This is a genomic window from Pararhizobium arenae (genome assembly GCF_001931685.1).
GTDB classification, from domain to species: Bacteria; Pseudomonadota; Alphaproteobacteria; order Rhizobiales; family Rhizobiaceae; genus Pararhizobium; species Pararhizobium arenae.
On sequence record NZ_MOOY01000012.1, the window covers coordinates 1 to 13,740 of the forward strand.

General features: G+C 58.5%; 11 protein-coding genes and 2 pseudogenes. 5 read left to right on the top strand and 8 right to left on the bottom strand.

Going from position 1 to position 13,740, the window contains the following annotated elements; translation table 11 throughout:
• Window positions 1-191 precede the first annotated feature (191 nt).
• Window positions 192-468, top strand: a pseudogene (locus BLX89_RS21770) (SDR family oxidoreductase); the annotation flags it as partial.
• 149 nt (window positions 469-617) lie between these two features.
• On the opposite strand, the gene scpB reads toward BLX89_RS21770, so the two are convergent.
• Together scpB and BLX89_RS21780 are read right to left on the bottom strand one after the other, a co-directional pair.
• Window positions 618-1,322 (bottom strand): SMC-Scp complex subunit ScpB, encoded by a 705-nt coding sequence (gene scpB, locus BLX89_RS21775; RefSeq protein WP_075293085.1) that lies wholly within the window; start codon window positions 1,320-1,322, stop codon window positions 618-620.
• 10 nt (window positions 1,323-1,332) lie between these two features.
• A complete protein-coding gene (locus BLX89_RS21780) occupies window positions 1,333-2,286 on the bottom strand; it encodes a DUF1403 family protein (RefSeq protein ID WP_075293183.1) in 954 nt (317 codons plus the stop codon).
• Window positions 2,287-2,410: 124 nt separating this feature from the next.
• On the opposite strand from BLX89_RS21780, the gene BLX89_RS21785 reads away from it, so the two are divergent.
• Both BLX89_RS21785 and BLX89_RS25135 read left to right on the top strand, forming a co-directional pair.
• Window positions 2,411-3,544, top strand: coding sequence for a site-specific integrase (locus BLX89_RS21785; protein ID WP_075293086.1), 1,134 nt, complete (start codon window positions 2,411-2,413; stop codon window positions 3,542-3,544).
• A 719-nt stretch (window positions 3,545-4,263) separates the two neighbouring features.
• A pseudogene (locus BLX89_RS25135) lies at window positions 4,264-4,465 on the top strand (cold-shock protein).
• Here BLX89_RS25135 and BLX89_RS21795 read toward each other — a convergent pair.
• From BLX89_RS21795 to BLX89_RS21805, 3 genes are all read right to left on the bottom strand, one after another.
• A complete protein-coding gene (locus BLX89_RS21795) occupies window positions 4,462-4,761 on the bottom strand; it encodes a hypothetical protein (protein WP_143523722.1) in 300 nt (99 codons plus the stop codon). The pseudogene BLX89_RS25135 and the gene BLX89_RS21795 overlap by 4 nt on opposite strands.
• An 89-nt stretch (window positions 4,762-4,850) precedes the next feature.
• Window positions 4,851-7,421: a relaxase/mobilization nuclease domain-containing protein gene (locus BLX89_RS21800; protein ID WP_075293088.1), complete on the bottom strand. Its 2,571-nt coding sequence runs from the start codon at window positions 7,419-7,421 to the stop codon at window positions 4,851-4,853.
• A complete protein-coding gene (locus tag BLX89_RS21805; RefSeq protein WP_075293089.1) occupies window positions 7,411-7,779 on the bottom strand; it encodes a hypothetical protein in 369 nt (122 codons plus the stop codon). Before BLX89_RS21805 ends, BLX89_RS21800 begins: the two co-directional genes overlap by 11 nt.
• A gap of 481 nt (window positions 7,780-8,260) precedes the next feature.
• On the opposite strand from BLX89_RS21805, the gene BLX89_RS21810 reads away from it, so the two are divergent.
• Together BLX89_RS21810 and BLX89_RS21815 are read left to right on the top strand one after the other, a co-directional pair.
• The gene (locus BLX89_RS21810) at window positions 8,261-8,944 is read left to right on the top strand and encodes a ParA family protein (protein ID WP_075293090.1); all 684 of its coding nucleotides are present in this window, start codon (window positions 8,261-8,263) and stop codon (window positions 8,942-8,944) included.
• On the top strand, window positions 8,941-9,321 hold the full coding sequence (locus BLX89_RS21815; RefSeq protein ID WP_075293091.1) for a hypothetical protein: 381 nt from the start codon (window positions 8,941-8,943) through the stop codon (window positions 9,319-9,321). Before BLX89_RS21810 ends, BLX89_RS21815 begins: the two co-directional genes overlap by 4 nt.
• Window positions 9,322-9,341: 20 nt before the next feature.
• On the opposite strand, the gene repC is transcribed toward BLX89_RS21815, so the two are convergent.
• The 3 genes from repC to repA all read right to left on the bottom strand — a co-directional run bounded on the left by repC (window position 9,342) and on the right by repA (window position 12,971).
• A complete protein-coding gene (gene repC, locus BLX89_RS21820) occupies window positions 9,342-10,556 on the bottom strand; it encodes a plasmid replication protein RepC (RefSeq protein ID WP_075293092.1) in 1,215 nt (404 codons plus the stop codon).
• Between the two features lie 199 nt (window positions 10,557-10,755).
• On the bottom strand, window positions 10,756-11,760 hold the full coding sequence (repB, locus tag BLX89_RS21825; RefSeq protein ID WP_075293093.1) for a plasmid partitioning protein RepB: 1,005 nt from the start codon (window positions 11,758-11,760) through the stop codon (window positions 10,756-10,758).
• The gene (gene repA / locus BLX89_RS21830; RefSeq protein WP_075293094.1) at window positions 11,757-12,971 is read right to left on the bottom strand and encodes a plasmid partitioning protein RepA; all 1,215 of its coding nucleotides are present in this window, start codon (window positions 12,969-12,971) and stop codon (window positions 11,757-11,759) included. Before repA ends, repB begins: the two co-directional genes overlap by 4 nt.
• Window positions 12,972-13,740: the final 769 nt, after the last annotated feature.

The following is a 13,740-nucleotide window of genomic DNA, read 5'->3' on the forward strand; positions in this document are numbered from 1 at the left end:
ATGTAGGAACATACCTACATATATGGCACCCGTCCTCATCACGCAATGCTCTCGTGGGAAATTGGGTTCTTGGTCGGGTTTTTAAGCTCTTGATGAGATTCTGTTGGTTTCCACGCGGAACTGAGCCAGTGGGGGTGCGGCTAAAAACTTGGACTGTTTTAAATGCTCAGGCCGAGGCTCTTACGATATTCTACGCCATGTCGAAGGCGGCGATGACATCCTTCACGCGTGGCCGTTCCCGCGAACTAGGACCATCGGGCATCACAGAACCTCGTCCAGCCTGGAGCGACCGACACGGATTCCAATCCAGAAGACGGCGCGGCTGCCGGCTTCCAGCGAAGCCTGACGTCGCTGGGGCGCTACGGCGAGACGAAGGAGATCGCGAATGCCGTGGCATTCCTGGCAAGCTCCGTTTCGAGCGTGATCACGCCCGCGACGCTCACCGCGAACGCAGGTGCGCTCGCCTAAGCAATCGGCACCTGTATCAAGCATAGCTTTTCACGAAAAGGGCTATGCTTCTTCACAAATCATAGATGAGCCAGCGAGGAAGCAGCGGCGCTGGCTCGACGGCGATGCTGGTCAGTACTGTCCGGATGGCCGGTTGGAAACGACCCGCCTCACTCAATGGAGAACGCCTCTTCGTCCGTTTCGCTGCCGCCGCCTTCCGAGGCGGCGATTTCATTTTGAACCGCGTCTCGGCTGAGCAGGCCAGCATCCTCGAGCGCCTCGATGTTCGGCAGATCGCGCAATGTCTCCATACCAAAGGCCGATAGAAAATGCGGCGTCGTCACGTAGGTATAAGGCGCCCCCGGCGTCGGACTACGCGGCCCCGAGCTGATGAAACCCGCACCCCGCAAATTGCCGATGACGTCGCGGCTGACCTCCTTGCCAAAAATTTTCGACAATTCGCCGCGGGTAATTGGCTGGAAAAAACCCACCGCCATCAGCACCATCGCCTCGAACTCGGAGAGCGCCGCCGCCCCTCCCCCTGTCGGCGCTGAAGAAGCCCGAATCGTCTCGGCGTACCGCGGCCGGGTACGATGCTGCCAGCCGCCAGCGACCGACACCAATTCGTATGGCCGATCTCGAAGTTCCTCGACGAGATCATCAATTAGCAGATCGACGCTGCAATCTTTTCCCACCACCCCCGCCAGAGTCTCACGGCTGACCGGCTCAGCGGAAGCAAAGATCACCGCCTCTACCCTCATCATCCATTCCCGCCATCGCATCTCGGCCGGAATATCCTTCAGCTCCCGATCAAACAGAACATTGTCCTGAGCTTTGTTCTTTTTGTTTTGGCCGGATTGCGTTGTTGCGCTCATGCCAACCGCCTCACAATCCAAAAATCCGGAAAGCGGAGCGGCCGGACAACTCGCGCACCGCCTCGAAACTTTCCAGACGGTCGAACAATCGGTTGGCCGCCCACCGCGACAATTGTGATCCTGACGCCGACGCCGGAACAGCGTCTTCAGTGAGCAATCGACGGATCACCGCCTCGGCGCCCTTGGTCCGTACTTTCGGCGCCACTGCCAGCAGTCGCGCGGCGCGGCGATCGATTTCCACAGCGGACCGCAGCGCTGTCTCAACGCCGTCAACTAGCGCCAGGCAGATTGCTTTCGGATAGGCTGGCTCTCCCGGCCGCACGCGACCGCGGCCACCGATGGTGCGGAATGCCGGACCAAAGCGCTCGGTCAGCAGAAGCGGCACAGATTGTGGCCAGTGCAGCTTGCGCGCGAGAACGACGTCGGCCAGAGAGAGGGCGAGCACCTCGGTGTCCGGGCGAACTGCAGAGATCGCCGTTATGAGGTCCGCCACCGCGAAAGGTGCTGCTCGCCCGGACTGATTTGCAGAATCGACGATGTCCGAGATGGACGCAAGGCTCTCGTCCCACTTAATGTCTAGGAGGACTGCGATTTCCTGAATTAACGAAGTGGTGATCGTCCCGGATCGACGCGCCAGCATTCGTGTGGCCAGAAACACTCTCCCGGCCGGCCCGGGATCGTCGCCGGTTGCGGTCAGCAAAATCGCATCGCGGATACCGGTTTCGTCCTCGCTGCGGCCAAGCATCCGGCCCGCGACAGCAGCTGACTTGAGGGCGAGGCGATCACGCCAGCAGCCGAGCCAAGGCGGGTCAGCTCGCATCAAATCATCTAGCGATTTCAGGGCGATACCGGCAGCGAAGGCGGCGTCAGATTCGGTAATGTCGTGAGTTCGCGGCCGCGCCCAGCCCGGCAGGCGGGGCGACCAGCTCGGCATAGTTAGAGCGTTAGAGACAAGCGAATCCATGAAACGGAGCATAGATTAGACGCGCGGTTTACACCAGCATGAACGCACGAAACCGCACGGTCCGTAGCCAATTAATAATGTCCGATAATGTTGCATTATCGGACGTTCTTGTCATTATAGAGAAATGGCCCAAATCATCGAGCAAAACAGCGAAAATCATGTCGAGGCGATCTCGGCGCCGTCTCTCAGCACAGCCTCCGGCGGTGATGTTTCTGCGCTGGAGGTGTCGGGCGATAGCGCACTCCCCTCCATTGCCGACGATGATCACCCACCAGCTCATCTCGCCGACCTTGCCGATCGCGCCCGCGGCTATGTCGAAGCCGCCAGTTCCGCCAATACACGCAAAGCCTATGCCGCCGATTGGAAGCACTTCTCCGCCTGGTGCCGCCGATCGGGCCTCTCTCCCCTCCCCCCGCATCCCCAAACTGTCGGGCTTTACATCACCGCCTGCGCGTCGGGTGCGGCCGAGCGCGGCATGAAAGCCAATGCGGTCACGACCATCGAACGACGCCTCTCCTCCCTCTCCTGGAGCTTTTCTCAGCGCGGCTTAACACTCGATCGCAAAGACAGGCATATTGCTACCGTCATGGCCGGCATCCGCAACAGCCACGCCAAGCCTCCTTTTCAGAAAGAAGCGGTCATGGCGGCCGATATCATCGCTATGCTGGAAACACTGGACCGCGCTTCTCTCCGCGGTATGCGAGATCGGGCCATGTTGCTGATCGGCTTTGCCGGTGGTCTTCGACGCTCCGAGATCGTTGGCCTCGATCTCAAAGCCGACCAGACGGAGGACGGGCGCGGTTGGATCGAAATCCTCGACAAAGGCATGCTTATTACCTTGCGCGGTAAAACCGGATGGCGAGAGGTGGAAATTGGTCGCGGGTCAGCTGATCCCACCTGCCCGGTCGCGGCCACTGAGAATTGGATCAAGTTCGCCAGGCTCGCCCATGGACCTCTGTTTCGTCGCGTGACGGGACAAGGCAAAGGCGTGGGACCCGACCGTCTCAACGATAAGGAAGTGGCGCGGCTGGTGAAGCGGGCGGCAATGGCCGCAGGCGTTCGCGGCGATCTGAGCGAAATTGAACGTGCCTTCAAGTTCTCTGGCCATTCCCTGCGGGCTGGTCTTGCCTCCTCCGCTGAGGTCGACGAACGCTATGTCCAGAAGCAATTGGGGCACGCGTCCGCAGAGATGACCCGAAGATATCAGCGGCGGCGGGATCGGTTTCGTGTGAATTTGACCAAGGCAGCAGGTTTGTAGGCTCGATGATCCAATGACGGTCAAAGGTCGGGGAATCTCCCGACCCGTAAATGCCTCGCCATATTCGTGATGACGCCGGTATAGCCATCGGACACCGTCCCCATTCCCAAGGACCGCCTTTCTCAGAGGATGACACTACAAGCGGCCCTAGCCGCATCGATATTTTAGGACAAGAATCGTGTCATCCTACGCGGATCTTCGGATTTTAGCGCTGCTCGAGAATATGGTCCAGCGTATCACTGTTGTCCCATCTTGAGTCGCTTCCAAAGCCAGTCTCTCGCTCCACCGGTCCGGCAGTGTGCTATAGCGCCGTTTTGGTTGAGCCAGTGCCCACAAAGGTTCCCCGATCAACCTTTGCAGTCGACGACTGCCGCCGCGCGTACTATCCCACGGTCCGCTAGTAACCCGCCATAACGACGTCGCACTTCAGCTATAAAATTTTTTGCCTTCAATCCATTCCTCAACCAAGCTGAGAAACCAATAATCGTCCTCTATGGGCAGCCAACCACTTGTTTCGCCGCAATTGAGGTTTGCCAACGTCGTCGGCGTCCCTCTATCTGACGCGCGCACGGGAACTGCAACTCAGTTTTGATAATCAATAGACCAGGTATGTCTTCGGAAGTCACAGGGTACCCATTTTGCGGACACGTGTTTGCGCGCCAGCGGGGTAAAACCTAATTTATAGTTATTTCAAGAGTGCGCCGAACCGCGAGGGTAACATGGCGACGAAAACGGTTAAATTTTTCCACCAGGAAAAAGGCTTTGGTTTCGTCAGTCCGGAGAGCGGCGGGCAGGTGTCTTCGTTCAGGTCTCTGCTGTGCTGGATGGTGGGCCGCTCCGCGACGACACCAAAGTCAGTTATGACGTCAGCCAGGATTGAAGACCGGCAAGTCCAAGGCCGAGAATGTACGTCCCTTCTAGGCGCCCGGTTCTGCGCGTAATGGCTTCGTCACTCTAATGACGATTGCGATACGCCGCGGGCGCAGATCGACAGGGAGATACGATTTAACAAGCAATCGGCGATAGAGCATATTTGGAACGCCGACTGTCACAGGTCCCTCGGCATAGGGCTTCTTCTGCGAACCCACGGCAGCCTCGTTCAACGGGTTTTCGTTCATCCCGACGTTTGAAGGGCGTCGACGCTTGTCGTTGTCGTTGACGATCGACACATTCGCATGGTTTCTTACCGGGCCGGTAGAAGTCGAAAGCTCCGGCACAATGGGTCCCCGCTTGATGAGGCGCGGGGCCCTTTGGTAATTCTCCGTCGAGCGGCGACATGGGCGAACAAATCTCTTTTAGACGAGACCTAGTCCCGATCCATCTCGCTTCGGCTGCTCTCGCGTTGACGAGCTTCCTCGGCCCGACGAAGGATCTCAGAGCGTTGTTCGTCTCGCGCGTTCTTTGATGTTTCAGCCTGCTCACGGATGGCTCGCGCGGCTCTCGCAGCGGCTATGGCTTGCTGTTGGGCTGTGATCGCAGGATCGATGGTAGGAACAGCCGGCTGGTCTCGTCGCTGCCCCTCCTCCGCGCCGCGCGCTTGCCTCGTCCCCGAACTCCCGGCGGTTTCCTCTACCGACCGCAGCTGCCGCATCTCAAGATCGCGTCGCTGTTCCTCAAACAGTGCAGAGATCTCGCGCCGTATCGCGTCGACTGCCTGACGCTCAGTGCTGCTGTCGACCATCCCTTCGAGACGATCTATCGATTTGTTGGCGCGCGCAACGCGCTCGTCGAACTGGTCGAGCGACAGGGCCATAGCATTCTCCTTTTGCTGTTTGAGGTCCAACAGTGATGTCATGATCTCTGCAAGCTGCTTCGCCGGCTGCGCCCGTCGCCGATGCGCATCGAGGCGGTTGCGCAGCCAGGCCGTCGGCATGCCATCTTTTGCCGAGCCGGCGGCTTCGACGGTCACGGCTGCTTTCAATCCGACCGTCATCAGGCGCGCCTCAGCCTCATAAGCAACTGCATTCGTCTCGGCGCCGGGGCTGATCCCATCGCTGTGCCGCGCCAGCTCGCGCTCGATCTTGCTGACGCTCGCCGAAGTCGGCATGAGAAGCAGGATCGAGCGGCCCTCGATCGCGACATTCTCACGACCAACACCGATCGCGCTCTGGATCGCCGCGACCACGCTACCCGGATCCGCTGGGTGCTCGACCGCAACACGAACGAGGACGAACCCCTTGGCAGGTTGGGCCGCGATCTTTTGAACCTGCCCGGCAGCTGCCGCTGCAAAACGATCCGCGGCTTCGATGACCGATGGTTTGGCACCGGCCTGCTTCAACACGGCTGCCGTCGCCCGCCAGTTCGGTGCAAGGCCGAGACTGCCATTCGCCAGGCTTGCGCGATCGACGACACCTGCCCGCTTGCGCTCGACACGCTGGTGGACCGCAGCGGATTTGAGGTAGCGTGGATCGATGCGACCGCGCTCAGAGGCGCCAGCCTGTGCCTGGCTATAGGGCCGTGTCGCTGCCACGTCGGCGCGGCGTGTGGCGACCATGGCGATGCCGTGCTCGCGTGCTTTTGCCGCGAACTGCTCGCGCCATGCATAGAGTTCCGGCTTGGTCAGGCGCAATGCCTTGCCGACGTCGTCTCGCGCGGAGATCATCGCGTGGACATGCACGTGGCTGGTGTCCGGGTGATGAGCCGTGATCCAGCGATGGCCCGCAACCTGTTCGCTGAGGAAATCACGCACGGCGCGGTTCATCGCATCCGCATCCGTCCCCGCACGGGCAGAGAAAATCACATGAAAGGCGTTGCGCGGTTCTACGGTTCGGATGTCTGCCGCCCAGCCGCGCCAGACCTCGTCGGCAATATCCTTCACCGCTACGCCCCGCTTGACCGGTTCGCCGGCGCTGGTGACAACGTGCTTCTCGGTCCTGAGAAACTTCTCCAGAAAATATCGGCCCGATTTGCCCGAAACCGCAGCGCCAACAATCCGCACCGTGGCCAGGACACCGGCGTGCGACATCCTGCCTGCAATATCCGCCTCGGCCTTGTCGAGCATGCGCGCGGGCCCTTCCTCCTTCTTCCGTGTCCTGAGCGCACCAGCGATCTTCTTCGCAGGCAAGTTCGTGACGGCATAAACGGAGACGCTTCCATCCGGGTGGCGAGAATAGAGGAACGGCCTGGTGGCAAAGGCCGCATTCAGCGCGTCGTGCAGCGTGTCGTTGCCGACCGCCTCAGCCAGTTTGATCGAAAGAGTGGCAACAGCATCCACGGCGTAGGGCTCGCGAAACTCCGATAGCCAGTCCTGAAGGGCGGCGGCGCGTTGCTCGCGGCTCGCAATCGCGCGCCCCTCCTGGTCGAAGATCGGAATGTCCGCTTTTCCCTTCTCACCGTTCTCCTTCTCAACCTCGCGCGTTCCCAGATAGGTCATCAGGCCGGCGGCCGACGCCCTGCTTGAAACCGTCGATGTCACCTTGATCACCACGGGCTGGGCACCCGCTGCGATAGCCGCACGGCTTGTGCTCTGCGCTGATGCCGGTTTCGCGGCAGATGGCCGAGCAGCAAGTGACGGGACGATACCAGCCCCCTTGATCCTTCCCCCTCCCCCGCCGCCCGACCTGCGGCGCTCCTCCTCCATCTCCGCGTTCACGTTCGCACCAAGTGTCTCGACCAGGGCAATGATGTCCTGTGGCGCGGCCCGCGCCGGCCGCAGGAGAGCGTCGATGGTCGTCTCATCGGCACAGACGGTGGCCATTCGGCTCTTCCTGAGAATACCCGAGGGCATAGACCGCCGCTGCAACGGCTCAGCGGCCATGGCGATCCGCAAAGCCCCCGCCTGGCGGCGACGTTCTTCTTCCTCATCGAGAAGGGATATAGCCCGCCGCACCACAGAGCTCTTGATATCCTCGAGCAGGCCAGACCAGTCATAAGCCATGGCTGTCTCTCCTGCGCTCCTGCCGGCTGATCCGCAGCATCAGATCGACATCGGCCCGCAGGCGCAGCAGACCCGCCTGGAGGAGGCGCAGCGCGGCGTCGAGATGCGGCTCGTAACCGACGCGCCCTTCATTCATCGCGCGAACAGCCCGATTGAGATTGATGCTGATGCGCCGGAGCTCCTCATTGAGGCCGCGCAAGACCAGCGCTTCGGCTGGTCCAACCGGGAGCGGCAGACCGGCCCTCTCGCGCAACAGCAGCCGGATCACGTCGCTGGCGGTGCGATTGGGGCTGCAAAGGTCCGCAAGAGCTTGCCGCTCCTGTGGTCTCAGACGCACCCTGACCCCCTCGCTGCGCATCGTGTTCCCTTCCTCTTGTCAGGTTGCCGGAGGCGACCCAGAGCGCCACCGGCGCGAACCTGAGCCCTGCCGGAGGCGGGGCGACGTCGAGTTTGTACCACAAACTTGACTATCCTGCCACAGAAAACACAACTATATTTAACTTGCCCCCAGCCCCAGACGTTTAGATCCTCGCGACATTACTGCCCTGACAGACACCGGGCTGGCTAAGCGCGTCATATGAACAATTGCCCATTGTTGACGCTCTCGTTGACCGCGACATCACGAACAATTGCCAATTAACCATTAACAACAAACAATTAACCGCGGTATAGTTGCTCATTAACAACGGGCAACTGGCAATTGTCCGTTGCTGATTGCCCGTTGTCGAAGGCCAATCATCAATCGTCAATCATCAACGGTGAACGAACAATGGGGACGGTTCACTTGCGAAAAGAGAGCAACTGGCTTAACTATGATTTACTTTATTCGAGGAGCCGTCATGATCGTTACCATCGCCAATCCGAAGGGCGGAACCGGAAAAACGACACTCGTTCGCGCACTCTCCGGTACGGCTGCCCATGCTGGGAACGATGTGCATCTCATCGACGCCGATAGTCGCGCCAACACGATGCGTTGGGTTTCGATGTCGAAACAAATGGACCTTTGGCCCGACCGGCTGAAGGCGGAAAGCTGCCTCGATTCAAATGCTATTTACAATATAGCGCTGCAGCGCCAGCAGGAAGGCAAGATTGTCTTTGTCGACATCGAGGGAACAACGAACGAGAACCTCTTCGCCGGTCTTTACTGCGCCGATATTGTCCTTATCCCGCTTCAAACGACCCAGGACGATGTGGTCGCCGGCATGCAACTCGCTCTAAACCACATCCCTGTGATCGAAGAAGACCGCAAGCGTAAGCTGCCGGCGCTGATCGTCATCAACCAGCACGATCTGGTCATCGGACGCGCCAAGGTGCATGAGCCTCTACGCGAAATCTTGCGCGAGAGTGGCGTCGCCATGGCATCGCGGCCGATTGCGCGACGAGTTGCTTATCAATCGATCGGCGCGGCTGGCACGCTCCAAACCGTCGCTAAATCCGACTCGAAAGCGATCGCCGAAATGGAGACGCTACTCGAGGAACTTCTCACCCTCTATAGGTCGAGGGTCGATGAGGCGACGCAATGAACGAAGAAGCAAACAGCAAAAACCTCATTCTCGGCTTGATCTCGACGGGCCGCGACCGGCCGTTCGTGCGCGAGAAGCTCACACCCTCCCGTCAAGCGACGAAAACCGGCTTTGACAATGCCGCATCGTCAAAGCCGGAGGCACGGCAAACGCAGTTCCGCGACCTCGTGGCCAAGGGGGAGAGCCGCGATCCCATCGCCGGCAAACGGTACCGCGACGCAGAGAAGATCACGACCGGTATCCGTATCCGCGCCGATGTCCATAAGACGCTGAAGATCCTCGCGGCCATCGAGCGGCGCAAATTCAATTCCTACATCGAGGAAGCGATTGACGACTATCTCGTGAAGATCGCGGAGCGAATCCCAGAAATTTCCTGACACCGACGGAAGGCAAACGGTCATGCACTTCGCTTCTCGCCGCTGCCATTGGCCCTCAGCGCTGCCATCAGCATAGGTCCCAGCCCGAATTCGCCTCGCGCTGCTTTGCGTGTTAGGTCACGGAGGTAGCCGCCGGGCGAATTGATGTGCCCGGCGCGCTCCAGGATGCAGGCAGCGGCAACCGCGGCGTTTTCAGGCCCCATCACTTCGCACGCTTCCTGATAGGCGGACGGGCTGACACCTAGCATCGACCGAACCGTGACGGCCGCCGCCATTAAATCGCGCCAGGTCTCAATCCGGCCACCCAACGCGTAGTCGGCGATCTGAGGACAGGCCCTCAACACCAACGGCAACGGAAATGCCTTCAACGGTTCGGCAGTCCGTTTGGTTTTTTGGCTCAAGATCTCGCCCTGCTCTTCTTCTGAGCTAGGTTCAAGTTCACGGAGGGATTCTGGTTTTGAATTCTGTATGTGACACCCATGATGGATGTCATTGGCGTCCTTTTTTTCTGCTTTTAACTGAGTTTCCAGTTGGTTGATGATCTCCTCACGCAAAAGCTCCATTTCCTCGAGCACCGCCTCGACGTCTTCGCGCCTCGGAGAACGCGGAAGGCGGGCCATAAGGGCGATGAACATGGCTTCAGTCGTCGCCCAGTCGCCGTTGGCACCCTCCTCCATGGCAGCGGAGATAAGCTTGCGCACGTCGCGACGGCACAAAGACAGCGCTTCCTTGGTCCGCTTGAAGCGGAGCCGTTCGGCAGCGGCCTGCTGGGCAAGGTTCGCGATTTCAGCGGCGCGGGCGAGCAGGGGCGCTAGACTGAAGCCGAATGCAGCCTCGATCTCACCTCCCCTACCCCGATGCGCGTAGCGTTTGCCGTTCGGGCTGTCACGTCGTTCGATCAAGCCCGCGTCTACCAGCGCCGACAGATGCCGCCGCAAGGTCGTCCCGGCTATACCATGCGCGCGCAACGACAGCTGATTGTTCGACGGGAAAACGACCAGGCCGCCATCCTCGTCGGATAGCTCGTCGCTTGGATAAAAGCTTAATAGTGCCTGCAACAGCGTGATCGACCGGTCCTGTAGACCGAGCATATCCTTCGCCTCGCCAATGTCGTTAAACACTTTCCACTTACTGACCTTTTTGCCCCGATCGCGGTCCGCCGTCTCGAGCTGACCTCTCACCAGGGCAAGCGTCATCGCTCGCCCGTGAGGCGTTGTTACGCGTCCAATTTGCATTTTCCTTCACCTCTCAGAAGGCAAAAGAAATCTACTCACCAAAACGGCGCCAAAAACTCTTGACAGTGATTCGTGGAAATGCGATTCTCTGGTTGCTTAGTTCAGAGGAAGACTTCCACGGCGGTATCGCTTTGGGGGTCTTTTTCTTTTGCGGCGGTCTCTCCTTTCGACCAGTTGATCTTCTCGGCCCACCTCCCGCTTACTGCGAGAGATCGGCCGCGTTGAACTCACGCATCAGTTCGGGCATTCGTTCTGCCAACCACCGTGCGAAAACCTGCTCCTTCTTCGGGATCGTCACGATCGTCCCCGAAGCAGTCGATTTCATTCGTCCAAAGATGCGCTCGCCAATTGCAAAATCGAGATCTTCTTCTTGGGCATCTTTGTTTGCGGTAGACACCGGCGAGAGCATCGCTCGCATCGCCTGGGTGATACGCCCAGCGCCGTCTGCCTGTTGAAACTCTGCCGTAGCTATGATTTTCCGAACGGTGTCAGCCTGACGCGCGTCCTTCAGCAGCTCTGCAAACGCAGTCCATTTCGGGCGGCCAACGGGCTGTGCACGACCGATGGCGAATATGATATCTTGCGGGATGACAGATGTTACGCGGAACATTTGCGAGACCGAGACTTCAGATAGACCCATGATCGAAGCGATTTCACGTTGAGAAATGCCGCTGTTTTTCAGTTGCACCGCCCACATGGCCTTTTCGATCCAGCTGAGATCCTCCCGTGGGCCGTTTTCGAGCGTCTGCTCCTCGATCAACTGACGGTCGGTCAGGAGACGCACATAGGCCTTGATCTTGATGGTTTCGGGACGCTCCGATTCCGCCATAATCGCCAATATGGCATCCCGCCTGCGACGTCCATATGCAAGTTGATAGCGGTCACTCTCAGTTGGATGCGGCCGCACGAGAACTGGAATTCTCTGGCCTTCAGTGGCTATCGAGACCTTCAGCGCCTCGAATTTTTCATCGGCTTGCGCATCGTAGTCGAACCTGTCCTTAAAGGGCGAAACCTCTACCTTTGTGGGATCGAGGGAAAGGATGACGTCTTCGCTGAGATGGGAAAGCGCCCTTCCTACATTGGAAATGACGGGCGACGAGTGACGACGAATAAGGCCAATCGGCTCCGTCCCATCGCCTAAAGGAACCGCATCACCGCGATTCTCGGCATCCGCGGCCATCCGCTGGAGAATGCTTTTTTTCATGCACTACGCCCCCAAACTTTATGGATGAGTTCAAGGATTTCAAAATTGACACGGTCGGCACTTTCAATAGCTCTTTTAAGCGCCTCTCGACCGACCTCGCCTGTTTCAAGTTCGTAAAGCGTCTTTTTGGCCACTGCCGCACCGGCGATAGCGGTGGACTCGAGTGCATCTGCAACGAGAACTTCGCTTCCAAAAAGGCGTCGCATGACACCCGACATGTATTTCTGCGGTCCGTCGTTGGGGTTTACGCGTGTCAGCAAGAAGCGGAAAAAGTCATGATCGAACCGCGCGCCGAACTGCGCCAATGTTTCGGCAAGGTCGGAAATCATGATGAGAAACTGGTTGCACGATGCAACGTCGAGCATCGCAGGATGCACGGTGATGATCATGGAAGTCGCTGCATAGAGTGCTGCGAGCGTTGAGTAGCCAAGCGACGGGGGCGTGTCGAGAATAACGACGTCATATCGATCCTCCACGCGTGCTATCGCATTGTTGAGGCGCTCGAAGAACAATCCGAGGTCATCACGATTTTTCTGCGTGAGATAGGAAGGCGTGTCGAACTCGAAGTCCATTAGTTCGAGGTTTCCCGGCACTAGATCGACACCCGGGAAGTAAGTCGTCCGAATGACGTCTGCAAGCGAACGCCGGTCGTTGTCGTACCGAATCGCCGCATAGGCGGTCTCATTCTCGCCTAGATCAAATTCCGGCTGGATACCGAACAAAGCCGTCATCGACGCCTGGGGGTCAAGATCAATGCAGAGAACGCGATAACCTTGAAGTCCCAGGAAATGGGCGAGATGGATAGATGTTGTCGTCTTGGAGCTTCCACCTTTAAAATTCGCCGTGGCGATTACCTGTAGTTTCTCTCCAGCACGCCTATGAGGCAGAAGAGATTGAGCTTCGTCCGGCCGTAGCTCCGCGAGAAACGTGCGCAGCTCTTTCACCTGCTCCACCGTATAGGTACGACGATTGTTGTCCGCCCGTTCAGGTACGGGCCCCTTTCCCTCGATCGTGAGATTCCGCAAGGTGCTTTCCGGAACCTTCAGCAATCGCGCGAGGTCGGTGGTGGAGAATGTACGTGCGAACGTTTTCCTGGCGGTCGGCGGATAAAAGCCTTCTCGCATTTCATGCAATTCCGCCGACAGCTTCGATGTGTAGCTGCTAATCTTCGATGCGGTATCGGTGACGCTCCGAGAAGCCGGTTGAAGCATTTATTCCTCTTGACGGTTTAGGACGCAATACGCGCTCGTTTCCGTCATGGATGCATGACAGGCTCCGATTCTTCAAGGCGTTTTTCGTAGATGGGCCTTTAATGCACATGTCGGTTAATACGCCAACCTCCAGCGGTGATCGCGTCAGCACACTCGGGTGCAGACTTAACAGCTGTTAAGCCCAGCCGACGATCGTTTGGATGCGGTCACGGACCAACGTTCCTGGGTCGAACAACTTAACAGCTGTTAAGTCACTCAGCCCAGAAAGCGCTAAGGACCGCGCGCTGGTCCAATTCACTGCTCTGGCAGCCTCATTTTGGGAGAAGGATAGGAAATCGGCGAAGGCGAAAACGAACCTCATCCATTCCTCATTGTGGGGGTGTTTGAGAAACGGAGCTGCGCCCGTACAGCATTGGAAAGAATGAAAAGACGACTAGCACCCTTTAACAAACGAACCGGCCAATCCAACCGGCATAGTCAGAGGAAAATCGGAAAGAAACGTAGACGCCTTGGGGCTCCACCTCAATCGTCGCGCCCATGGAACGATCTGCGATTCAAGATTTTGGCGCCCCGCCGAGCAGCTTACTCTGGCGTTTGCCATTGTCGGATCGGACAGGATCGTTCGCAAGGATGAGCTCATCAGCGGCTCCTCGCCGTGAAGTGCGAGATTCGAAGCAATAGGGAGACCCGCAGGAGGTAATTGATCTCGCAGAGGATGCACGAGAAGGCTGCAGCCCAAAGAGAGAAACGCTTAACGTTCGCAACCACC